20 protein-coding genes are annotated in these 22,441 nt (G+C 62.7%); 9 read left to right on the forward strand and 11 right to left on the reverse strand.

Features of this window, described 5'->3' with window-relative positions; genetic code table 11:
* Both X730_RS01000000164370 and X730_RS153680 read left to right on the forward strand, forming a co-directional pair.
* Positions 1-543: hypothetical protein (locus X730_RS01000000164370; protein ID WP_032909945.1), on the forward strand; the 543-nt coding region annotated here is incomplete at its 5' end.
* A 6-nt stretch (positions 544-549) separates the two neighbouring features.
* Positions 550-1,302 (forward strand): RNA ligase family protein, encoded by a 753-nt coding sequence (locus X730_RS153680; protein WP_245261339.1) that lies wholly within the window; start codon positions 550-552, stop codon positions 1,300-1,302.
* A gap of 34 nt (positions 1,303-1,336) precedes the next feature.
* Here the strand turns inward: X730_RS153680 and X730_RS153675 are convergent, their stop codons facing one another.
* The 4 genes from X730_RS153675 to X730_RS153660 are packed head-to-tail and all read right to left on the reverse strand — an operon-like array spanning position 1,337 to position 5,411.
* Complete coding sequence (locus X730_RS153675) at positions 1,337-2,035, reverse strand: ABC-type transport auxiliary lipoprotein family protein (protein WP_023819462.1); 699 nt, start codon at positions 2,033-2,035, stop codon at positions 1,337-1,339.
* A complete protein-coding gene (locus X730_RS153670; protein WP_023715969.1) occupies positions 2,016-3,389 on the reverse strand; it encodes an MlaD family protein in 1,374 nt (457 codons plus the stop codon). The genes X730_RS153675 and X730_RS153670 overlap by 20 nt, the downstream gene beginning before the upstream one ends.
* A 14-nt stretch (positions 3,390-3,403) precedes the next feature.
* Positions 3,404-4,219 (reverse strand): ABC transporter ATP-binding protein, encoded by an 816-nt coding sequence (locus X730_RS153665; protein ID WP_196814821.1) that lies wholly within the window; start codon positions 4,217-4,219, stop codon positions 3,404-3,406.
* Between the two features lie 4 nt (positions 4,220-4,223).
* A complete protein-coding gene (locus X730_RS153660) occupies positions 4,224-5,411 on the reverse strand; it encodes an ABC transporter permease (RefSeq protein WP_023826143.1) in 1,188 nt (395 codons plus the stop codon).
* 77 nt (positions 5,412-5,488) lie between these two features.
* Here X730_RS153660 and dgcA point away from each other — a divergent pair, with 77 nt between their 5' ends.
* Positions 5,489-6,472, forward strand: a complete 984-nt coding sequence (dgcA, locus tag X730_RS153655) for an N-acetyl-D-Glu racemase DgcA (protein ID WP_023826144.1) — start codon at positions 5,489-5,491, stop codon at positions 6,470-6,472.
* On the opposite strand, the gene X730_RS153650 is transcribed toward dgcA, so the two are convergent.
* A complete protein-coding gene (locus X730_RS153650; RefSeq protein ID WP_023826145.1) occupies positions 6,443-7,657 on the reverse strand; it encodes an MFS transporter in 1,215 nt (404 codons plus the stop codon). The two genes, dgcA and X730_RS153650, sit on opposite strands and share 30 nt — an antisense overlap.
* A gap of 104 nt (positions 7,658-7,761) precedes the next feature.
* A complete protein-coding gene (locus tag X730_RS153645) occupies positions 7,762-8,577 on the reverse strand; it encodes a UDP-2,3-diacylglucosamine diphosphatase (protein WP_023715971.1) in 816 nt (271 codons plus the stop codon).
* Between the two features lie 120 nt (positions 8,578-8,697).
* On the opposite strand from X730_RS153645, the gene X730_RS153640 reads away from it, so the two are divergent.
* Complete coding sequence (locus X730_RS153640) at positions 8,698-9,477, forward strand: SDR family oxidoreductase (RefSeq protein WP_023826146.1); 780 nt, start codon at positions 8,698-8,700, stop codon at positions 9,475-9,477.
* Positions 9,478-9,636: 159 nt separating this feature from the next.
* A complete protein-coding gene (locus tag X730_RS153635; protein WP_023826147.1) occupies positions 9,637-11,961 on the forward strand; it encodes an NADP-dependent malic enzyme in 2,325 nt (774 codons plus the stop codon).
* A gap of 5 nt (positions 11,962-11,966) precedes the next feature.
* On the opposite strand, the gene X730_RS153630 is transcribed toward X730_RS153635, so the two are convergent.
* Entirely contained in the window at positions 11,967-12,587 is a 621-nt protein-coding gene (locus X730_RS153630) for a DUF1287 domain-containing protein (RefSeq protein WP_050588101.1), read from the reverse strand.
* A 203-nt stretch (positions 12,588-12,790) separates the two neighbouring features.
* On the opposite strand from X730_RS153630, the gene X730_RS153625 reads away from it, so the two are divergent.
* Positions 12,791-13,987 carry a DUF2865 domain-containing protein gene (locus X730_RS153625; RefSeq protein ID WP_023711450.1) on the forward strand — a complete coding sequence of 399 codons (1,197 nt, stop codon included), beginning with the start codon at positions 12,791-12,793 and terminating at the stop codon, positions 13,985-13,987.
* Here the strand turns inward: X730_RS153625 and gltX are convergent.
* On the reverse strand, positions 13,905-15,278 hold the full coding sequence (gltX, locus tag X730_RS153620; RefSeq protein WP_023684934.1) for a glutamate--tRNA ligase: 1,374 nt from the start codon (positions 15,276-15,278) through the stop codon (positions 13,905-13,907). The genes X730_RS153625 and gltX overlap by 83 nt on opposite strands.
* Before the next feature lie 731 nt (positions 15,279-16,009).
* Here gltX and X730_RS153610 point away from each other — a divergent pair.
* Genes X730_RS153610 through X730_RS153600 form a run of 3 tightly spaced genes read left to right on the forward strand, consistent with a single transcriptional unit; the run spans position 16,010 to position 20,192 of the window.
* A complete protein-coding gene (locus X730_RS153610; RefSeq protein ID WP_023711452.1) occupies positions 16,010-19,774 on the forward strand; it encodes a vitamin B12-dependent ribonucleotide reductase in 3,765 nt (1,254 codons plus the stop codon).
* A gap of 6 nt (positions 19,775-19,780) precedes the next feature.
* Positions 19,781-19,981: a type II toxin-antitoxin system HicA family toxin gene (locus X730_RS153605; RefSeq protein WP_023669047.1), complete on the forward strand. Its 201-nt coding sequence runs from the start codon at positions 19,781-19,783 to the stop codon at positions 19,979-19,981.
* Positions 19,982-19,985: 4 nt separating this feature from the next.
* Complete coding sequence (locus tag X730_RS153600) at positions 19,986-20,192, forward strand: type II toxin-antitoxin system HicB family antitoxin (protein ID WP_023669048.1); 207 nt, start codon at positions 19,986-19,988, stop codon at positions 20,190-20,192.
* A gap of 24 nt (positions 20,193-20,216) precedes the next feature.
* Here the strand turns inward: X730_RS153600 and X730_RS153595 are convergent, their stop codons facing one another.
* The 3 genes from X730_RS153595 to X730_RS153585 are packed head-to-tail and all read right to left on the reverse strand — an operon-like array spanning position 20,217 to position 22,348.
* On the reverse strand, positions 20,217-20,822 hold the full coding sequence (locus X730_RS153595; protein ID WP_245261340.1) for a hypothetical protein: 606 nt from the start codon (positions 20,820-20,822) through the stop codon (positions 20,217-20,219).
* A gap of 4 nt (positions 20,823-20,826) precedes the next feature.
* Entirely contained in the window at positions 20,827-21,363 is a 537-nt protein-coding gene (locus X730_RS153590) for a hypothetical protein (protein ID WP_245261341.1), read from the reverse strand.
* A 13-nt stretch (positions 21,364-21,376) separates the two neighbouring features.
* Positions 21,377-22,348: a DUF3592 domain-containing protein gene (locus X730_RS153585; RefSeq protein ID WP_023826151.1), complete on the reverse strand. Its 972-nt coding sequence runs from the start codon at positions 22,346-22,348 to the stop codon at positions 21,377-21,379.
* Positions 22,349-22,441 lie beyond the last annotated feature (93 nt).

Below are 22,441 nucleotides of genomic sequence, written 5' to 3' on the forward strand. Positions count from 1 at the left end.
CCGCTCGGCGGCCTGCGTGGCACGCTCGATATCGAACGCCCTGCCGAAGCACCGCGCCAGCGCGACGCCAACGCCCGCACGCCGCAAGGCGGGTGGGTGCGCGATCTCCTGACCGGGGCATCGCGCGAGGAGGAAGTCGCCAGGCCGGCAGCGCCCGCGGAAGCACCGCGCGCAACTCCCGCCCAGCGCTCGCCGCTGCATGTCATGGAGTCGCTCAACTCGCTCTCGGTCGATATCGCCCGGGCGATCGACCACGACGCCTCTATCGAGCTGTGGAACCGCTACCGGCGCGGCGAGCGTGACGTGTTCACGCGCCGCCTCTACACGCTCAAGGGCCAGCAAACCTTCGATGAAATCCGCCGCAAATATCAGGCAGAGGCGGAGTTCCGCGCCGCTGTCGACCGCTACTGCGACGATTTCGAGAAGCTGCTCAAGGACGTCTCGCGCAACGACCGCGACAACATCATGGCGCAGACCTACCTGACGTCGGACACCGGCAAGGTCTACACCATGCTGGCCCATGCGAGCGGCCGTTTGCACTAGCTACGATTGCTGCATCAAAATGAAAAAGGCGGGAAATTTCCCGCCTTTTTCGTTTGTCATGGATCGAACAATGACGAGCGCAAAGAACTCAGGCTGCCCTTGCTGGCGCGATGGGCTGCAAGCTATGCCTCCAGCATGAGGAAATACGGTCGCACCTTTCATCTGCCGATATCGGTCGGAGCCACCAGCGACGACAAGGTCATGGCGTCGCTTGAAGGACTAAGGGTGGCTGATCTTGTGGTCACCGAGAAGATGGATGGAGAGAACACAACCCTTCATCGCGATGGCTCTCACGCGCGCAGTCCCGATAGCCGTTATCATCCATCCCGAGACTGGCTGAAGGCATTTGCAGCAAATGTTTCACCGCAACTTGCTGACGATGAACGGATTGTCGGCGAGAACCTCTATGCCCGACATTCGGCTGCGTATGATGCGCTGCCGTCATTTTTTCTTGGCTTTGCATGGATCATCGGGACCGAGATTCAACCGTGGGATTTGACCCTGGCCCGGTTTGAGGAACTGGGCATCACTCCTGTTCCCACGCTCTATCGTGGGCCTTTCAGCCCCAACCTCTTCGATAATCTGGCTGCGTCCCTGGATAAGGCCAAGCAAGAAGGCTTTGTGGCTAGGGTTGCCGAAGCATTTGCTGAGGCAGACATGCCCATTCGCATGGGCAAATATGTACGGGCAGGACATGTCCAGAGTGAAACCCACTGGATGAAGGCAGAACTGGTCACCAACCGTCTGGCAGGCGGCTAAGGTTCCTGGGTCTCAAGCGCCTCGCCGGGTTCGCTCAGATCACCGAGTCCGTCCAGCTCACGATATCCTTCGCCGCCTCGCCGAAGGCGCTGTCGAGCGCGCTGACATAGGCCGGATTGCCGCTGCCCGAGACGGGAGCGGATGCGGTGAAGCTCTTCGAGGCGCGCACCTCGCCGTTGCGGTCGTTCAGGATGCGCACGAAGAGATTGACCTCGGCATGCTCGCCACCATTGACGCGGACTTCGAAGGAGCGGATCTCGACGATCACCTGGTAGTCGATCGCCAGCCCCTCGCCCGGCTTGCCGACGCCGGCAAAGCTTCCGGAGCGCTGGAAGGTTTCGGCGAGCCTCGCCTGCACGATCAGCGGCAGCCGGTCGGCCCATTGCGCGCCCTTGAGATACTGGATCGAGCGATCTGACGGCTTGATGACGATGTTCTGGCTGTCCAGCGCCTTGAGCGCGGAGGGCTGGGCGATCAGGATCTGGCGGCGGCTGTGGCCATGGGCGTCGATCGACGGGGCGGACAGCTCGAACGTATCGAGCGGCGCCGGCTTGCCTCCCAATGCCGCGCAACCAGCCAGCGTCAAGCCAAGCAAAACGACTGCCGATCTATACCCACCCAACCCGAACGTCACGCGTGATCCCCACTGTCCCCGGATCGTATGATGAATCCGCATCCGCGGTCCATGTAATTGCTGCGGGCGGGCACGGAAGTCAACGCCGTGCCCTGCCATCGAACTGCCGGACCTCGCCGTCGCCGCCCGACAGGATGCGCTGCGGGTTGCGGCTGAGATCGGTCACCGCCTCTTCGATGCGGCTGATCGAACGCCGGCTGTCCTGGACCAGCGCCTCGACATTCGACAGGCCCTGGCCCGAGAAGCGCGCAATATTGTCGGTGATCGTGCCAAGCCGGGCGTTCAGCGTGTCGGCGACCTGCTTGAACGACTTCAGCGTGTCCCTGGCATCGGCCATGACGCCGTCGGCCTGGCCCGAACCGAGCAGCGTATCGACCCTTTTCAGGATGCCGTCGACGCGCACCGAGGCATCGTTGAGGCGCGACGCAAGCTGTTTGGCGTCCTTGATCGTCTCGTCGATGTCGTCGGCCCGGTCGGCGAACTTGTCGGTCACCTTGGCGATGTCGGCGGCGGCCTTGTTGGCGTTTTCGCTGGCCTTCTGGATGTTGGCGAGCGCCACGCGTACTTGTGCCGGATCGATGCCGTCGAGCACATTGTCGACCTTTGCCAGCGTGCCTTGCGTGCGCTTGGCGAAATCGTTGACCGAGCCGACCGCGGTATCGACGTTCTTGATCACGCCGTCGAGCTGTCCGCTGGTCTCCTTCAGATTGGCGGTGACGGCGTCCACATTGGCGACGATGCTCTTGATCTTGTCCTTGTCGACGGCATTGAGCAGGCCTTCGGCAGCCTTCAGTGTGCCGTCGAGCTTGCCGGAAACACCCTTCAACTCGTCCGACAGCGCGCTGACGGCGGTCAGGAACTTGTCGATGCCGTCGGCATTCCTGGCCAGCGCATCGGAAAATGTCTGGGCGTTCTTGACGGTCTGGGTCAGCGGCCCGCGCACATCCCTGGTGAACCCTTCTAGGTCGGAAAGCACCTTGTCGGCGCGGGTGAAGATGTTCTGCGCCGTCTGCAGCAGGTTGGTGACCGCTGACGGATTGGCGATGATCTCGGCCGTCCTGCCTTCCTTTGCCGCCTCTTCCAGCAGGTTCGGTTCCTTGGGATCGGCGCCCTTCAATTCGATGTTGACCTGGCCGGCAAGGCTGGCGATGCCGATATCGGCCTGCGTCGATTTGGTGAGCGGCGTTGTCTGGTCGATCTCGGTCGTAGCAATGGCGGCATTGGGGTCATTGCGGTCGAAATAGACGCGCTTGACCACCCCGACCTTGACGCCGTTGAACAGCACCAGACTGCCGGGGCCGAGGCCGGAGGCCGAACCCTGAATGCGCACGCGCAGCTCCGCCGTCTCGCCGCGATCACCGATCTGGGCGGTCCAATAGACGAACCCGAACGCCGCCAGGATTGCAGCCAGGGTGAAAATGCCGACAATTACGTAGTTGGCTCTGGTTTCCATTGCCCCACTTATGTCTATGCGCGCGCGGCAAGATCAAGTTGCCGAGCGCGTTTTCCGCGGAAATAGGATTTGACCCACGGTTCTTCGCTTTTCAGCATGTCGTCGATCGTGCCTTCGACCAGGATTTTCTTGTTGCCGAGCACCGCCACGCGGTCGCAAGCGGTAAACAGCGTGTCGAGATCGTGCGTCACCATATAGACCGTCAGATCCATCGTATCGCGCAGCTTGACCACCAGTTCGTCGAATTCGGACGCGCTGATCGGGTCGAGGCCGGAAGTCGGCTCGTCGAGGAAGACGATGTCGGGGTCGAGCGCCAGCGCCCGCGCCAGGGCGGCGCGCTTGATCATGCCGCCCGAAAGCTCCGAGGGAAATTTTTGCGCGGCGTCCGGCGGCAGGCCGACCAGTTCGATCTTGAGCAAGGCCAGCTCGTCCATCAGTTTCTTCGGCAGATCGAGATATTCGCGCATCGGCACCTGCACGTTTTCCTGCACGGTCAACGCCGAAAACAGGGCGCCGTGCTGGAAAAGCACGCCAAGCCGCATATCGATGCGCAACCGTTCGATGTCGCTGGCCTTTTCGAGGTCGAGGCCAAACAGCTTGATCGTGCCGGACTGCTTGTGCAGCAGGCCGAGAATCGTGCGCAGCAGCACCGATTTGCCGGCGCCCGAGGCGCCGACGAAACCGAGGATTTCGCCGCGCTTGATGTCGAGCGCCAGTTTGTCGAGGATCAGCTTGTCGTCCAGGGAAACGGTGATATCGCGCACCGACAGCACGATATCGTCTTCTTCCATTCCCTGCACAGCCTTGGTCGCCTTTGAGTTTCTGCGCATCATGTCAGAACTCGATCGACGCGTAGAAGATGGCGAAAAGGCCATCGAGGATGATGACGACGAAGATCGACTTCACCACCGAGGCGGTGACGTGCAGCCCTAGCGATTCGGCGCTGCCGCCGACCTTCATGCCTTCTACGGAAGCAATGGTGCCGATGATTATGGCCATGAACGGCGCCTTGATCAGCCCGGCGAAGATGGTGCTGATATCGATTGCCCCGCGCAGCCGGTCGATGAAGGCCGTCGGCGCAATACCGGAATAAAGCCAGGCGGCGAGGATGCCGCCGCCAAGGGCGGCAAAATTGGCGACGATGGTGAGACAGGGCAGCGCGATCACCAGCGCCACCAGGCGCGGAAACACCAGCACGCCGATCGGGTTGAGGCCGATGACCTTCAGCGCATCGACCTCCTCGCGCATCTTCATCGAGCCTATCTCGGCGGTGATGGCGCTGCCGGAACGGCCGGCGATCATGATGGCGGTCATCAGCACGCCGAGCTCGCGCAGGATCAGCACGCCGACCAGATCGACAACGAAAATGTTGGCGCCGAAATAGTTGAGCTGGTAGGCGCCCTGCTGGGCGACGATGGCGCCGACGATCGCCGACATCAGCACCACCACGGGGATGGCGCCGACCCCCATGCGATCGATCTGGTTGAAGATCGCCGCAGGGTTGATGGCATGGCCGCGCCCGAGCTTCATCTGGGCGCCGCCGATGGTGGCGCCAAGGATGTTCATCGAGGCGAGGAAATCGTCGCGCATCTCATAGATGCGGCGGCCGACCGCCTCCAGCCCGCGGAGGATGATGTTGGGGCGCCGGACGCCGCGCGATTCGGGCTCGCGCCGGACAGCTTCGCCAACGGCGCCGAGCAGGATCGAGGCGACATCGCTTTGCCCCTGCATCTTGATCTCGACACCCTTCTTTTCGAAGACACTGACCAGGCGATCGATCAGCCAGGCGCCGGCGGTGTCCATCTTCTCGATGTGGGAAAGATCCAAAGCGAGCGTCTGGAAGCCTTTGCGCTGCTCGATCTTGCGCATCTCGGCGTCGATCAGCGCCACTGTCGTCGTCGTCCAGATGCCGGAGAAAGCGCAGCCGAGGACGCCGCCCTCCTCGCCGACCGCAACGCGGGGCTGGTGGTCGGCCTCCTTGGCGGCGTTGCCGCTTGCGTCGCGTTTGCCGATGGTCAACATGGCGTCCTGTTTAGCCTGACGGGTCGTACCTGTCGATTTGCCGACGACGCGTTGTCGCATAGCCGGAGCAGAAAATTATGGCGCGTGTCATTTCGGTTGAGGCCGAGCGTTTTCCCATTGCCGGCACCTTCACCATCTCGCGCGGGTCGAAGACCGAAGCCGAAGTCATTACCTGCACGATCAGCGATGGGGACAATCGCGGATGGGGCGAATGCGTCCCCTACAAGCGCTATGGCGAGACCATGGAGGGGGTGCGCGACGCCACCGAGGCCATGCGCCGGCAGATAGAAGGCGGCATCAGCCGCAAGGAACTGCTCGATGCGATGCCGGCGGGTGCTGCCCGCAACGCCATCGATTGCGCCTTGTGGGACCTGGAGGCCAAGATCAGCGGCGTTGCGGTCGCGAACGCCATCCACGTTGTGCCCTTGTCGGCGCTGGAGACGGCCTACACGCTGTCGCTGGGCGAGCCGGAGGCAATGGCGGCGCAAGCCCGCGCCAATGCCGGGCGGCCGCTGCTCAAGGTCAAGATTGGCGGCGACAACGACATGGCCCGCATCCGCGCCGTGACCGAAGCGGCGCCCGACAGCCGCATCATCCTCGACGCCAATGAAGGCTGGACCGATGCCAACATCATCGAGAATCTCGCTTTCGCCGCCGAACATGGCATAGCCCTGATCGAACAGCCGCTTCCCGCCGGCCATGATGCCATCCTGCGCCACATCGCGCATCCGGTGCCGATCTGCGCAGACGAAAGCGTCCACGAGGCGAAGGACCTCGAAGCTCTTGTCGGCCTCTATGACGCCGTCAACATCAAGCTCGACAAATCCGGCGGCCTGACCGCCGCCCTTACCCTTCGCAACCGCGCCCGGGAGCTGGGATTCGGCGTGATGGTCGGCTGCATGGTCGGCACGTCGCTGGCGATGGCGCCGGCAGTGCTTTTGGCGCAAGGCGCCGACTTCGTCGACCTCGACGGTCCGCTGCTGCTTGCCCGCGACCGCCAGCCCGGCCTCGTGTACCAGGGGTCGCTGGTGTCACCGCCTGACAGGATGCTGTGGGGCTGAACGCGCGGCGAGCCCGATCAGCGCCAGGCCGACGATGGCGATCGGAATCATCGCCAGGAAGCCGTCGACGCCGTAGCGCTCATAAAGCGGGCCGGACGCCAGCGTCACCGCCGCCATGAAGAAGCCGTTGAAGAAATAGGCAATGCCTTGCGCCGCACCCGTGCGTTCTTCCGAAACCGTTTCGCCGATCATCTTCTGCAGGCCGATCAACACCATCGCCACCGACACCGAATGCAGGGTCTGGACGCCGAAGAAGCCGGCGACGCCAAGCCCGAGTGGCAAGATCAACGGAAAGGCGATCCAGCGCAGGATGGAGCCGACGCCGGCGATCAGCATCACCTTGACGACTGAGACGGAGGCAAAAATACGGTTGAAAAACACGAACATGCAGACCTCGGCCACTACGCCCCAGGCCCACAGCAGGCCAACGACGGAATCGCTGATGCCGACCGATTTCCAGTAGATGGAGACAAAGCCGTAAAGGAAGGCATGGCTGGCGGTGATGATGCCGACGCCGAGGGTGAAATACAGGAAATACGGATTGAGAAGGCTCGGCGCCTGATGCTGGATGTCGGCGGCAGATAGCGGCGAAGCGCGGCGCGGGCGGCCAAGCCGCGGCGCCAGCAATCCGGCGACGAGCGCGGCAGACAATGCCGCAAAGATGATTACCGGCACGGCCTGCGGGCTCGTCCAGGCGAGGATAAAGCCGCCTGCGACATTGGCGCAGAGATAGGATATCGAGCCCCATTTGCGCATCGCGGTGTAGTTCGAGCCGAAGCGGCGCACACCCGACAGCGCGAGCGAATCGGCGATCGGCGAATGCGGCGTCCACACCACCGTCAGCGCCAGCGATACGGCAAGCACCGCCGCATAGGTGGGAGTGAGGAAATAGCCGGCGGAAAGCACCATCGTCGCGGCCACCAGCGCAATATAGACATCGGCCCTGTCCTTCGCCCGGTCGGCCAGCGCGGTCAGCAGCGGCGTCGTCACCACGCGCAGGAACATCGGCGCCGCCAGGATGATGGCGATCTGCTCGGCGTGGAAACCCTGGGCATGCAGCCACAGCGGGAAATAAGGCACATGCGTTCCCAGGGACATGAATAATGTCGCGAAGATCAGGCTCATGCGCAGTTCGAAATGGCGCGGCTTGACGAGTTGTTTGGGCGAGAGCGGCGGCAGCGACATGAATCGATCCAATTACGCTGCACAAAGGGCTGCAACGCAGATCGATCCCTTAACATGCGCGAAAGCGGTCCGAAACTGCCTGGACCAGTCGATTAACAGGAGGGTTATGCCGCTTCGACGACCCTGTCTTCGATGAGCAGCGGGATGAACGGCTCGTCCGGTGCTTCGGGCAGCACCAGCGCCCAGTGGATGATCTCCATCTTGCCGTCGAAATGTTCGACCACCGCCGTGCAGCTCTCCACCCAGTCGCCGGTGTTGATGTACTGCACATCCTCATAAGTCTCGATCGCGGCGTGATGGATGTGGCCGCAGATGACGCCGTCAACGTGCGAGCGGCGGGCCTCCTCGGTCAGCACGGTCTGGAACGAGCCGATGAAGTTGACCGCCTTCTTGACCTTGACCTTGGCCCAGGACGAGAACGACCAGTAGGGAAGCCCAAGCAGGTGGCGCAGCCTCGTCACCGCGCGGTTGACCAGCATCGCCGCGTCATAGGCGTAATCGCCGAGATAGGCCAGCCAGCGTGCATTGTGGACGACGGTGTCGAACTGGTCGCCATGGATGACCAGCAGGCGCCTGCCATCGGCGGTTTCGTGGATGGCGCGGTCGGCAACGACGATGCCGCCGAAATGCACGCCTTGGAACTGGCGCGCGAATTCGTCGTGATTGCCGGCGATATAGGTGATCGAGGTGCCCTTGCGCGCCTTGCGCAGCAGTTTCTGGACGACGTCATTGTGGCTCTGCGGCCAATGCCAGCTGCGCCGCAGACGCCAGCCGTCGACGATGTCTCCGACGAGATAGATGATATCGGCGTCGTGATACCGCAGGAAATCGATCAGGAACTCGGCCTTGGCCGCCTTCGATCCGAGATGCAGGTCGGATATGAACATGCTGCGGAAAGTGCGGGTTTCTGTACCGGACATCAGATCGTCACCGTTGCTTTCGCGCAGGCTATGCCCCGATTCATGCAACAACCGTATGACGGTTGCGATTGGGCCAGCCAAAGGGCTAGCGTGCCGCGCCATTCACAGGAGAAAATCGTCATGGATCTGGGCATCAAGGGCAAGAAGGCCATCGTCTGCGCATCGAGCAAAGGGCTGGGCCGCGGCTGCGCCATGGCGCTGGCCGAGGCCGGCTGCGATCTCGTCGTCAACGGCCGCAATGCCGAGCTGCTGGCAAAAACCGCAGCCGAACTGCGCGAACGCTACGGCGTGAAGGTGACCGAGATCGTCGGCAACGTCTCGAAACCCGACGTGCAGAACGCGCTCCTTGCCGCCTGCCCCGACCCGGATATCCTGGTCAACAACAATGGCGGCCCGCCCTTGCGCGATTTCCGCGAACTCGACCGCGCAAAGATCCTCGAAGGCGTGACGCAGAACATGGTGACGCCGATCGAACTGGTGCAGGCCGTGATCGACGGCATGGCCAAGCGCGGCTTCGGCCGCATCGTCAACATCACCTCGCTGTCGGTCTACGTCCCGATTCCCGGCCTCGATCTGTCGTCCGGCGCGCGAGCCGGGCTGACTTCGTTCCTCGCCGGCGTGGCACGAACGGTGATCGACCGCAACGTCACCATCAACAGCCTGCTGCCGGGCAAGCTCGACACCGACCGGCTGCGCGGCCCGCATGAGGCCGGCACGATGGAAGACCCGGCAGCGGCCGCAGCGCGCAAGACCCGCATCAGCGCCGACGTTCCGGCCAAGCGGCTCGGCACGCCGGAAGAGTTCGGCCAGATCTGCGCCTTTCTGTGCTCGGTCCATGCCGGTTATCTCACCGGCCAGAACATCCCGGTCGATGGCGGCCTCTATGTCAGCGCGTTCTGAAGGGCTCGATGGATAATCGGCAGGATTTCAGCGCAATCATCTGAAATAGTTCGATCTTTCCGGACCGGGTTGTTTTAGCCGCCCTTGCGTCATTTGGCGTCGCGAAAAACCATTTTTGCGTGCTAAAAGGCTGCAAAGCAGGTTTGAGGGAGCGGCCGCATGGAAGGCGAGAACAAGAAAACGGCACGTTCGGACCTCGACGAAGCCGCCCTCTACTTCCACAAGCATCCAAGGCCGGGAAAGCTCGAGATTCAGGCAACCAAGCCGCTCGGCAACCAGCGCGATCTGGCGCTGGCCTATTCGCCGGGTGTTGCCGCGCCCTGCCTCGAAATCCGCGACAATCCGGCAACCGCGGCCGATTATACAGCGCGCGCCAATCTGGTCGGCGTCGTCTCCAACGGCTCGGCCGTGCTCGGGCTCGGCAATATCGGCCCGCTCGCCTCCAAGCCGGTGATGGAAGGCAAGGCGGTGCTGTTCAAGAAATTCGCCGGCATCGACGTCTTCGACATCGAGATCGACGCGCCGGGCATAGAGCGCATGGTCGAGACGATCTCGGCGCTGGAGCCGACTTTCGGCGGCATCAATCTCGAGGACATCAAGGCGCCCGAATGCTTCGAGGTCGAGGCGCAGTTGAAGGCCCGCATGGGCATTCCCGTCTTCCATGACGACCAGCATGGCACCGCCATCATCGTCGCCGCCGCCGTGCTCAACGGGCTGGAATTCGCCGGCAAGACCATTTCCGACATCAAGATCGTCACCTCAGGCGCCGGTGCGGCAGCGCTCGCCTGCCTCAACCTGTTGGTCTCGCTTGGCGCCAAGGTAGAGAATATCTGGGTCACCGACCGCTTCGGCGTCGCCTACAAGGGCCGCACCGACGAGATGGATCGCTGGAAAGACCCATATGTGAAGGACACCGAGGCGCGCACGCTGGCCGATGTGATCCTTGGCGCCGACGTTTTTCTCGGCCTGTCGGCCGCCGGCGTGCTGAAGCCGGAATTGCTTGATCATATGGCGCCTAAGCCGTTGATCCTGGCGCTGGCCAACCCCAATCCCGAGATCATGCCGGAGGTCGCGCGCGCCGCCCGTCCCGACGCGATGATCTGCACCGGCCGTTCCGATTTCCCCAATCAGGTCAACAACGTGCTTTGTTTTCCTTACATCTTCCGCGGTGCGCTGGACTGCGGCGCCAGCGCCATCAACGAGGAGATGAAGATGGCCGCGGTCAGGGCAATTGCTGCCCTTGCCCGCGAGGAACCATCCGACGTCGCCGCCCGCGCCTATTCCGGCGAGACGCCGATCTTCGGACCCGACTTCCTTATCCCCTCGCCCTTCGATCCCCGCCTGATCCTGCGCATCGCGCCGGCGGTGGCCAAGGCTGCCTGCGACACCGGCGTCGCGACCCGGCCGATCACCGACTTCGCCGCCTATATCGACCAGCTCAACCGCTTCGTCTTCCGCTCCGGCCTGGTGATGAAGCCGGTGTTTTCGTCGGCCAAGGCTTCGAACGCCAAGCGCGTCATCTATGCCGACGGCGAGGACGAGCGCGTGCTGCGCGCAGCCCAGGTGGTGCTGGAGGAAGGCATTGCCGAGCCGATCCTGATCGGCCGCCCGCATGTCATCGAGGTCAGGCTGAAGCGCTACGGCCTGCGTATCAAGCCGGGCGTCGATTTCGGCCTGATCAACCCTGAGGACGATCCGCGCTACCGCCATTATGTCGACCTGTTGATCGAGCTTGCCGGCCGGCGCGGCGTGACGACGGAAGCCGCGCGCACCATGGTGCGCACCGACAATACGGTGATTGCGGCACTCGCCCTCAAACGCGGCGATGCCGACGCCATGATCTGCGGCCTCGAGGGCCGTTTCGAGCGGCATCTGCGCAATGTGACGCTGGTCATCGGACCACGCGCAGGCGTCAAGGACCGCGACCTGTCGACGCTGTCGATGCTGATCTCGCAGCGCGGCATCATCTTCCTCACCGACACCCATGTCTCGGTCGACCCGACGGCCGAGGAGATCGCCGAAATGACCATTCTGGCGGCCGAGGAAATCCAGCGCTTCGGCATCGAGCCGAAGGCAGCGCTGCTGTCGCATTCGGATTTCGGCTCGCGCGATTCTCCCAGCGCGCTGAAGATGCGGCAGGCGGCGGCGATCCTGGCGCGCGTTGCGCCCGACCTGCAATGCGACGGCGAGATGCATGCCGATTCAGCCCTGTCGGAGCATCTGCGCCAGCGCGTCTATCCGCATTCGCGGCTGAAGGGCGAAGCCAATCTCCTGGTGTTCCCCAACCTCGACTCCGCCAACATCACGCTGACCGCGCTGCGCACGATGATGGATGCGCTGCATGTCGGCCCGATCCTGCTTGGCACCGACAAGCCGGCGCATATTTTGACGCCGTCGGTGACCTCGCGCGGCGTCGTCAACATGACGGCGCTGGCGGTGGTCGAGGCGGCGCACAAGGCGCAGGCGGTGGTTGATTTCAGCTGACGCTGTCAGCCAGGCGCGAAACGGTAATGCCCGGTCTGCCTGAAGGCGAACAGCGTGTCCTCTTGCCGAGCGCCCGGCCCGATATTGTGGATGACCAGCGGCCTTCCCGGCACGTCCGCCGAGCGTTCGGATGAGACGATGACGATGTGCGGCAGGTTGCCGGGCAGCATCTGGGTGACAAGATCGCCCGGCTGAAAGTCGGCAGGATCCTCGCTTACGGCCAAGGAAGCACCCTTGCGCCCGAAAAAGGCGGCAAGGTTGCCGACCCGTCGGTGATCGATGTTGCGGTCGGTCGCTTTCAGGCCCCAGGTCTTGGGATAGGCGGCGAAATTGGCGGCCATATCCTCATGCACCAGTTTCTGCAGGTCGAGATTGAAGGCGCGGCGATAGGCGCGCACGATCACATCCGTGCACACGCCCCTATCCGGCGCGACATCGCCGCCGGGATAGTCGAGGCGGACATAGGTCGGGTCGTAGAAGGTGGTGACGCCAATCTGCTCACGCGCGGCTTCGACCAATTTGCTGCGCCAGTCCGGAGCGGCTGGATTTTCCTGCGCCCGGGCGGCGGGCACCGCCAGGCACAACAGACCGAACTGCAGCGCGGTTCGACGGGTAATCGCGATCATGCCAGCTCCCCGGGGCATTGCTGGATCGTGGGATAATTCCGGGGCGATTGCGCCTTTTTCATGCAGCGGTGAGATCGCACAGTTGCCGCTCTATCCAAACGCCTCCTGCAACGCGTCTATGGGCTAAGACCATCTTTGGTTGTAGATTGAGGGAACGGTTAACCGCGAATCCGGTAGACAGGCAGGCAAGCGGGGTTCGGGCAATGACGGGCGGACGATGGAGGCTGAAGCATCTGGCTGCGCTGCTCGGCGCGCTTGTGCTTTCGGCCGTCGCCACCACTGAACCGCAGGCAGCCTCCCGCGTTTGCCGTCAACTGGAAGCCGAGCTTGCTTCTTCATCGAATGGCGGCGGCAATTCCAGCATGGTGCGGAAGTATGACAAGGCCATCTCCCGCCAGTTCGAACAGCTATCAAAGGTGCGCGGTCGTGCGAGCGATGCGAATTGCGGGTTTTCGCTGTTTTCGCGCAATGTCAGCCAATGTGCTGCGCTGAACAGCAGCATCGATCGCATGAACGCCAATCTCGATGCGTTGCAAGCCAAGCGCGCGCAGCTTGCCGGCGGCGGCTCGCGGCGCGACCGCGGCCGCATCCTGGCCGCGCTCGACGCCAATGGCTGCCGTGACGAGCCCGCGCCGCGCCGGGAGCCGCTGCAGGAAGCCAGCCGCGAACCCGACGACGGCAATCTGTTCGACCAGCTTTTCGGCGGCAACCGGCAGATCGACACGCTCGATCAGCCCGATGATCCCGGCGAGGAGCGCAATGTGCGCCGGGTGCTCAATCAGCCCGGCGTGCCGGATTTCCCGACGGTCGGCGGCGAGTTCCATACGAGCTGCGTGCGCACCTGCGACGGCTATTTCTTCCCGATGTCGAACTCGGCTTCGCTCGGCGATTTCGAGCGCGACCAGAAGAATTGCGAATCGAGCTGCCCCGGCACCGAAATGCAGGTGTTCTATTCGCGCGGCATGGAAGACGATTCGGCCAACATGACGTCGTCGGTGACCGGGAGGCCCTACAGCGAGTTGCCTACCGCTTATCTCTACAAACAACCCAACCAGTCGCGGCCGCAGGCATGTGGCTGCAATGCGCAGGCCGGAAATTTCAAGATCATCGGCGGTAACCCGCCACCGCCCGAGCAGTTTCAGCCCGATATTGAGACCACGCCGTTCATTCCGGTGCCGGCGGCCAAACCCGATCCGGGCGCGGATCCGGAGACGCTGGCGAACGTACAAGGCGGGCTCGACCGCGCCGCCATCAAGCGCCTTGCCGTCAAGCCGGTGGTGTCGCCGGTGTCGCTGATCCCGCCGGACCAGCGCAAGGTCAGGGTCGTCGGGCCAGCGTTCCTTCCCGACCCAGCAGCGGCAATAGATCTGCAAGCTCCGGCCCGGAAGCAAGTCCGGTAAGCGCCAGCCTGAGCGGCATGAACAGCGCCTTGCCCTTGCGGCCGCTGGCTTCCCTGATCCTGGCCGTCCAGTCTTTCCAGACCGTACCGGTCCACGGCTCTTCCGGCAACAGGTCGAAGGCCTGCTGCAGGAAGTCGCGATCCTCGTCGGAAAATTCCGGCGCGGGCTGCGGGCCGTCGGCAAGGATGCGCCACCAGCCGACCGCGTCGCTCAGCCGGTCGAGATTGCCGCGCACCGCCAGCCAGAACGGCTCGGCCTTGTCGCCGGAGATGCCGAGCACGATCAGCCGATCCCGCGCCTCGGAAAACGGCATGTGGTGCATGAGCGCACGATTGAGCACGAACAGCTCGTCCGGGTCGAATTTGGCCGCCGATTTCGACGTGGCGGCGGGATCGAAGCGCGCGGCCAGTGCCGGCATGTCATGCACCGCTGCGACATTTTCCGAGGTGCCGACAAGGACGGCCAGCGAAGCCACAGCCATCGGTTCGATGCCCTCCTCGCGCAGGCTTTCGATCGACAGCGCACCGCTGCGCTTCGACAGGCCCTCGCCCGAGGCCGTGGTCAAGAGATTGTGGTGGCCGAAGACAGGCGGCTCGGCGCCCAATGCCTTGAACAGCGCGATCTGCACGCCGGTGTTGGTGACGTGGTCGTCGCCGCGGATGACATGACTGACCCCCATCTCGATGTCGTCGACGACCGAAGGCAGCGTGTAGAGATAAGTGCCGTCCTCGCGCCGCAGCACCGGATCGGACAGTGAGGCCAGATCGACGGTTTCCTCGCCGCGCACCAGATCGTTCCAGTGCACTTCGGTGCGTTCGGGCTGCAGCGGATCGCTGGTGAAATTCGGCAGCAGAAAGCGCCAGTGCGGCCGGCGGCCATCGGAGCGGTATTCGGCGATCTGCTGCTGCGAAAGCGCCAGCGCCTCGCGGCCATAGACCGGCGGCAGGCCGCGCGTGCGGCGCACCTTGCGGCGCAGGTCGAGTTCTTCGGGGGTCTCGTAGCAGGGATAGACAACGCCGGCTCTCTGCAGCCGCTCCACCGCCGCGTCGTAAGTTTCGAAGCGCCGCGACTGGTATTCGGTGGCGTCGGGAAAAATCCCCAGCCAGTGCAGGTCGTAGAGGATGGCGTCGGAAAATTCCTGCCTCGAGCGGGCAATGTCTGTGTCGTCGAAGCGCTGAATGAAACGGCCCTTGTTGTTCATGGCAAACAGCCAGTTGAACAAGGCGGTGCGGGCATTGCCGATATGAATGCGGCCGGTTGGTGAGGGGGCAAAACGGACGGTAACTGTCATGGGCGGGGCGTAACGGATGCTCTTGGAATTGACAAGACGCGCCCCCGCGCGACGCCAAAGACATAATGCACGCCAGCTAAAATGAAAAGGCTGTGAGCCAGAATCCGGCCGGGCCTGTCTCGGGTGAACCGCTCACCAGCGGTCCACGCCGGCAGAATCGGGCTTTCCTCAGCCGCTTTTTGTCCCCGTTATCCACATATGTGACACACAAGATGTTGGGGTCACAAAAGCTACGCAAACGAATCCTTGACGACGCAAACCGAGTCGCCTTTTATGTGCCATGTGCTCTTGTTGAGGGCGCGACCGGAGAGTTTCGAGCCCGGTCATTTTCCCGGATTTTGTGCGTTTTGGCCATGATTTCCGCCTGTTTACGAGGCTGGCGGAAGCGTTGGATCGTGGGGGCTTCGGGAGCGAAAAGGGAGATTTGTCGGACTGGAATAAATTGTCTGTTAACACTATATTTAGTGTTTGCAGGCAGGTTCGACGCTAGATAGTGTGAATTTCCCTCGGTCGAGGGAATCGAGGAAAAATTCAGTTTTGAGGGACCCGCAGGGTTCGGCGCAGAGTTGGAACAGCGGCATCGTAAGAAGCTCGACCAGCAAGGCGACGAAGACTGCCACAAGGAGAGCCGGTGTTTTCGAACGCCGGCAGACGGCGGACATGCGCGTTTCGCATTGGGGGCAGAAATCCCCGGGGAAAAGCGCTATATATAGACAAAAGGGACCGGACCAATGCGCATCGAGCGTCGTTTCACCAAGCCAGGCCAATCAGCTTACGCGGAGATCGAATTCCGCAAGGCGCTTTCGGAGATCAAGAATCCGGACGGCTCGGTGGTGTTCCGCTTGGACAATATCGATGTGCCGGCGCAGTTCTCGCAGGTTGCCGCCGACATCCTGGCGCAGAAGTATTTCCGCAAGGCCGGCGTGCCCGCGCGCCTGAAGAAGGTCGAGGAGAACGACGTCCCCTCCTTCCTGTGGCGCTCCGTCGCCGACGAGGCCGAGCTTGCCAAGCTGCCGGAAGCCGAGCGCTACGGTTCCGAAATCGACGCCCGCCAGGTCTTCGACCGGCTGGCCGGCACCTGGACCTATTGGGGCTACAAGGGCGGCTACTTCAAGTCGGAAGAAGACGCGAGCGCCTTCCGCGACGAACTCGCCTATATGCTCGCCACCCAGCGCGTTGCGCCGAACTCGCCGCAATGGTTCAACACCGGTCTGCACTGGGCCTACGGCATCGATGGTCCGAGCCAGGGCCACTATTATGTCGACCCGTTTACCGGCAAGCTGACCAAGTCGAAGTCCTCCTACGAGCATCCGCAGCCGCATGCCTGTTTCATCCAGGGCGTGCAGGACGATCTCGTCAACGAAGGCGGCATCATGGACCTGTGGGTGCGCGAAGCGCGCCTGTTCAAATACGGCTCGGGCACCGGCTCCAATTTCTCCATGCTGCGCGGCGAAGGCGAAAAGCTGTCGGGCGGCGGCCGTTCGTCCGGCCTGATGAGCTTCCTCAAGATCGGCGACCGCGCGGCGGGCGCAATCAAGTCGGGCGGCACCACGCGTCGTGCGGCCAAGATGGTCATTGTCGACGCCGACCATCCCGATATCGAGGAATTCATCGACTGGAAGGTCAATGAAGAGCAGAAGGTGGCGTCGCTGGTCACCGGCTCCAAGATCGTGAAAAAACATCTCGAAGCGATCATGAAGGCCTGCATCAATTGCGAAGGCCATGATGACGATTGCTTCGACCCGTCGATCAACACCGCGCTGAAGCGCGAGATCAAGGCGGCCAAGAAGTCGGCCGTGCCGGAGAACTACATCTACCGCGTCATCCAGTTCGCCAAGCAGGGCTACACCGCGATGTCGTTCAAGACCTACGACACCGACTGGGATTCCGACGCCTACCTCACCGTTTCCGGCCAGAACTCCAACAATTCGGTGTCGCTGAAGGACAACTTCCTGCGCGCCGTCGAGGACGACGCCGACTGGCATCTGACCGCCCGCAAGGACGGCAAGGTGCTGAAGACGCTGAAGGCACGCGACCTCTGGGAAAAGATCGGCTACGCCGCCTGGGCTTCGGCCGATCCGGGCCTGCATTTCAACACGACGATGAACGACTGGCACACCTGCGCTTCGGCCGGTGCGATCCGGGCCTCCAACCCGTGCTCGGAATACATGTTCCTCGACGACACGGCCTGCAACCTGGCCTCGATCAACCTGCTGCCTTACCGCAATGCCGACGGCACGATCGACATCGCCGCCTATGAGCACACGGTGCGGCTGTGGACCGTCGTCCTCGAAATCTCGGTGATGATGGCGCAGTTCCCGTCGAAGGAGATCGCCAAGCAGTCCTACGAATACCGCACGCTCGGCCTCGGCTATGCCAACATTGGCGGCCTGCTGATGACGTCCGGCATCCCCTATGATTCCGACGAGGGCCGCGCCATCTGCGCAGCGCTCACCGCCATCATGACCGGCACTGCCTATGCCACCTCGGCCGAGATGGCCGGCGAGCTCGGCGCCTTCGCCGATTACGACCGCAATGCGCAGAACATGCTGCGCGTCATGCGCAACCATCGCCGTGCCGCCTATGGCGAAAAGCAGGGCTACGAGAAGCTCGCCGTCAATCCGGTGCCGCTGGTCGCGTCCGACCTGAAGCAGCAGGAACTGGCCGCGCACGCCAAGGCTGCCTGGGACCGCGCCATCGAACTCGGCGAGGAGCATGGCTACCGCAACGCGCAGGCGACCGTGATTGCGCCGACCGGCACGATCGGTCTCGTCATGGATTGCGATACCACCGGCATCGAGCCCGACTTCGCGCTGGTGAAGTTCAAGAAGCTTGCCGGCGGCGGCTATTTCAAGATCATCAACCGCGCCGTGCCGGAAGCGCTGCGCACACTGGGTTACTCAGAAAGCCAGATCGCCGAGATCGAGGCCTATGCGGTCGGTCACGGCAACATGAACCAGGCGCCGGCGGTCAACCCCGGCTCGCTCAAGGCGAAGGGCTTCACCGACGACAAGATCGCGGCGCTCAATGCAGCACTGAAGTCGGCCTTCGACATCAAGTTCGTCTTCAACCAGTGGACGCTCGGCGCCGACTGGGTGAAGGAGACGTTCGGCTTCACCGACGAGCAGCTCAACGACTTCTCGTTCGAGATGCTGCCGGCGCTCGGCTTCTCCAGGAAGGACATCGAAGCCGCCAACATCCATGTCTGCGGTGCGATGACGCTGGAAGGCGCGCCCTTCCTCAAGGCCGAGCATCTCGCGGTGTTCGACTGCGCCAGCCCGTGCGGCAAGATCGGCAAGCGCTCGCTGTCCATCAACAGCCACATCCAGATGATGGCGGCGGCACAGCCTTTCATCTCCGGCGCCATCTCCAAGACCATCAACATGCCCAACGATGCGACGGTGGAAGACGCCAAGGGCGCCTACATGCTGTCGTGGAAGCTGGCGCTGAAGGCCAACGCGCTCTATCGCGACGGCTCGAAGCTGTCGCAGCCGCTCAATTCGTCGCTGCTCGCCGACAGCGAGGACGACGAGGACGATGCGGTCGAGCAGTTGATCGCGGCGCCCGCTTCACAGCGTGCCGTGCAGGTCACCGAGAAGATCGTCGAGCGCGTCATCGAACGCCTCTACCGCGATCGTGAAAAACTGCCGAATCGCCGCAAGGGCTACACCCAGAAGGCAGTCGTCGGCGGCCACAAGGTCTACCTGCGCACGGGCGAATTCGACGACGGCCGCATCGGCGAGATCTTCATCGACATGCACAAAGAAGGCGCCGCTTTCCGGGCGATGATGAACAACTTCGCCATCGCCATCTCGCTTGGCTTGCAATATGGCGTGCCGCTCGAGGAATTTGTCGAGGCCTTCACCTTCACCAAATTCGAGCCGGCCGGCATGGTGCAGGGCAACGACGCGATCAAGAATGCGACGTCGATCCTCGACTACGTGTTCCGCGAACTCGCCGTGTCCTACCTCGGCCGCCACGACCTCGCCCATGTCGACCAGTCGGATTTCGACAAGACGGCGCTCGGACGCGGCATCAACGAAGGCAAGGCGACGCCGTTCTCGAAGGGCCTTACCCGCGGCGCCTCGCCGGTCAAGTTGGTGTCTGGCCTAGGTGGCGAACCCAAGGGTTTTGCCGGATCACCTGCCGCGGCCCCTGCCCGGGTCACCCCAACTGCGTTCTCAGGCTCCAATGTGCTGGCGCTTAAACCAGCAAGCGACGAAGCCATCGCCTACAAGCGCGACTATGAGGAGCGAGCCAAGGAATTGGTCGAAGATATTGTTTCCGAGGAGGCAGCCGACCCCACCGGTTTGTTCACCGACGAAGCAGCGAAAGAAGCGGCCGAGGCAAAGGCGCTTGCCTCCACGCGGCGTCAGCAATCCTTGATGCAAGGCTACACCGGCAACGAATGCTCGGAATGCCACAACTTCACCATGGTGCGGAACGGAACCTGCGAGAAGTGCGATACTTGTGGATCGACGAGCGGGTGCAGCTGAGAACTCATGCCGCCTCGGCTTACAGTCCGCGAAGTCATTCGCCTGCTGGAGACCGACGGTTGGTATCTGGTTGCAACCAAGGGCAGCCATCGCCAATATAAGCACAAAACCAAAGCCGGCCGCGTCACCGTGGCCGGCAAACCGTCTGAAGAGGTTGCGCCAGGAACACTGAACAGCATCCTCAAGCAGTCCGGTTTGAAGGAGTGACTATATGCGTTACGCGGTGGTGATTGAAAAAGCAGGCAACAATTTCTCTGCCTATGTGCCGGACCTACCCGGCTGCATCGCAACTGGTGCTACCGTGCCAGAAGTAGAAATCGAAATTCGCGACGCTATACGCTTTCACATCGAGGGCTTGCGTGCCGATGGGCTGGAGGTGCCCAAAGGAATCAGTCTCGCGGAATACGTAGAGGCATAAGCGGTAGCCCTTCAGGACAACATCCTATCCCGGCACCCGCAGCGTTTGATCGTCGAACAGCGGCTCGTCCTGCCCCGCCCGAACGAACAGCACCCTCCGCCCCTCACCCGCCGGTACCTCGAAGTACTGGATGCCGTCGGGCATTTCGCCCCAGTCGCCGCAGGGTGGTTCGGGAACGTCATCACTCACCACCGCTTTCAGCTCTTTGGCATAGGCAGCATCAGGGCTGAATGTGTAGCGTTTGACGCCGGCGGGCACGGTGCCTTCGGTGTAGGGTACCAGCACGCAGCGGGCGCTGACTGATTTGTCGGTCTTGTCCAATAGCAGGCGCAGCACCGCAGGCTCGGCGGTTTCGCCTGCCTTAATATCGAATACCTCGACCAGTGGATCGGGCGCGCCGCCATCGCTGTATTTGATGGCGAGCGCATTGCCGGCGAACTCGAAATGGATCTGGCGGAAGCCGAAATCGCAGCGCTGCGCCCAAGCGGCCAGCCCAACCGTCTTGTCGGCCATTTTTTCCCAGACGCATTTGTCGATCGGCGGGCGCGACGGCGACGGCTCGTCCGCATATGCAGCGGCTGATATCGCCGCGGCGGCAAACAGCACGCAAATCCAGACAATCGGTCTCATGGCGCTATTCATCGCTGCATCCTGTCAATGTGAAGGCATCCCAGGCCGAGCCGTCCGGATTGGCATTGGCGAAATCGGCAAATTCGGTGAAGCCCGCGCCGAAATCGGGCAGCAACAGCCCTTTCGGCGCCGGTGTCGCTTCGCGTGAATTCAGCTGCTCGGCTCCGCCTCCGGTCAAGGCATAGACCTGGCCCATCCATATCCGGCACATCCCGCTGCCATCCTCCAGCCCCGCTTCGCGGTCGTCGTCGGTGCAGGCGTGGTGGATGGTGCCGAGCGGAAGCGAATTTTTGCCATTGGTCCAGGTGATGTCGGCCGGCAAGCGCGTGTCGGTGTTGGGCACGGTCACCGAAAACACTTCGGCCGCCAGTGCCGCCGGCTCATTGTTCAGCGGCCGGAATTGCATCACCGCGCCCGAACGCGGCTCGCGGTAGGTGGCATGGCTGAGCAGACATTCTTTTGCGCTCGCTGCCTGCACGGCGCCGAGCAGAGCCAGGGAAACGACAGCCAGCCTGCGGACGATCATTGGATGTCTTGTCATGAAAGTGGGCGCCTCAGATAAAACCGACCAGCCACGCCGCGCCGCCCAGAAACGCGGCCGAACAGACCCACAGCAGCCAAAGCCCGCGCACCCTGCATTCGAGCACTGCCGAGGCGGGGTTGGCCGGGTCGTAATGCACGTCGACCTTGCCGCCCTCGGCATAGCTGCGCGCCTGGCTGCTGACGAGGCCGGGCATTGAAGCGGTGACCGTGGCGCCGAAGGTGACGCGGTCTGAGGTGTAGTGCTGGCCTGCGACGCCGTAGCTGTACACGATGCGGGATTTGAAAACGGTGCTCCAGCGTCGGTGGCCGCTGTAGTTTCGTAGCGCCTGCAGACCGGAGGAATCGATGCGGCCGGGCGCGACCGGCCATTTTGCCGCCTGCTCGGCAAGCGACTTCTGGACGAAGGCCATGCGCAGGATCATCAGGCCCATGAACAGCAGCAGCGCTCCGGCGCCGAGGTTCTGCGGCTTGGGCAGGTGCGGCCGGATCGCCTCCAGCACGCCACCGAGCGAAAACACCAACACCACCGTGCCGATCACCAGCCAGGCCGAGAGCTTGACCATGAACTTGAAGGCGCCGTCCGGCAGGGTGCGTTCGATCACGGCCTTGCCCGGATCGGCCGGATTGTAGAAGACGGTCACTTCAGCGCCGGTGGGAAACTGCGCCAGGGTTTCGGTGACTTCGAAATTCCCCAGATTCTCCTTCACGCTGTAGCGCGAGCTTTGATATTTCTTTTTACCGACCTTGTATTCGAAGGTGATCGCCGGAAAATTGCGCATCTCGGTGGTGTCGCTGCTGTCCGAGCCGACGCCCGACCTTCTGACTTCACGCGCCTCGACGCGCGACGAGATGATCTTGCCCGGCGCCGGCAGCCAGTGGCTCATCGCCTGCACCTCGCGCCATTTGACGAAGGTGATGAACGACAGACCACCCGCGATCGCGCAGGCAAATCCGACAATCAGAAATTTGAGCTCTACGTCCACCGCGTCCCCCAGGAGTGCAGGAAGCTGCAAATAGATAGCACGGCGAAGGCAATGTCTTGATTATTCGCAAAGGACGAACCGCCCTTCCTCGGG

Origin of the sequence: Mesorhizobium sp. L103C131B0 (genome assembly GCF_000502275.1) — a bacterium.
In the GTDB taxonomy this organism is placed as follows: Bacteria; Pseudomonadota; Alphaproteobacteria; order Rhizobiales; family Rhizobiaceae; genus Mesorhizobium.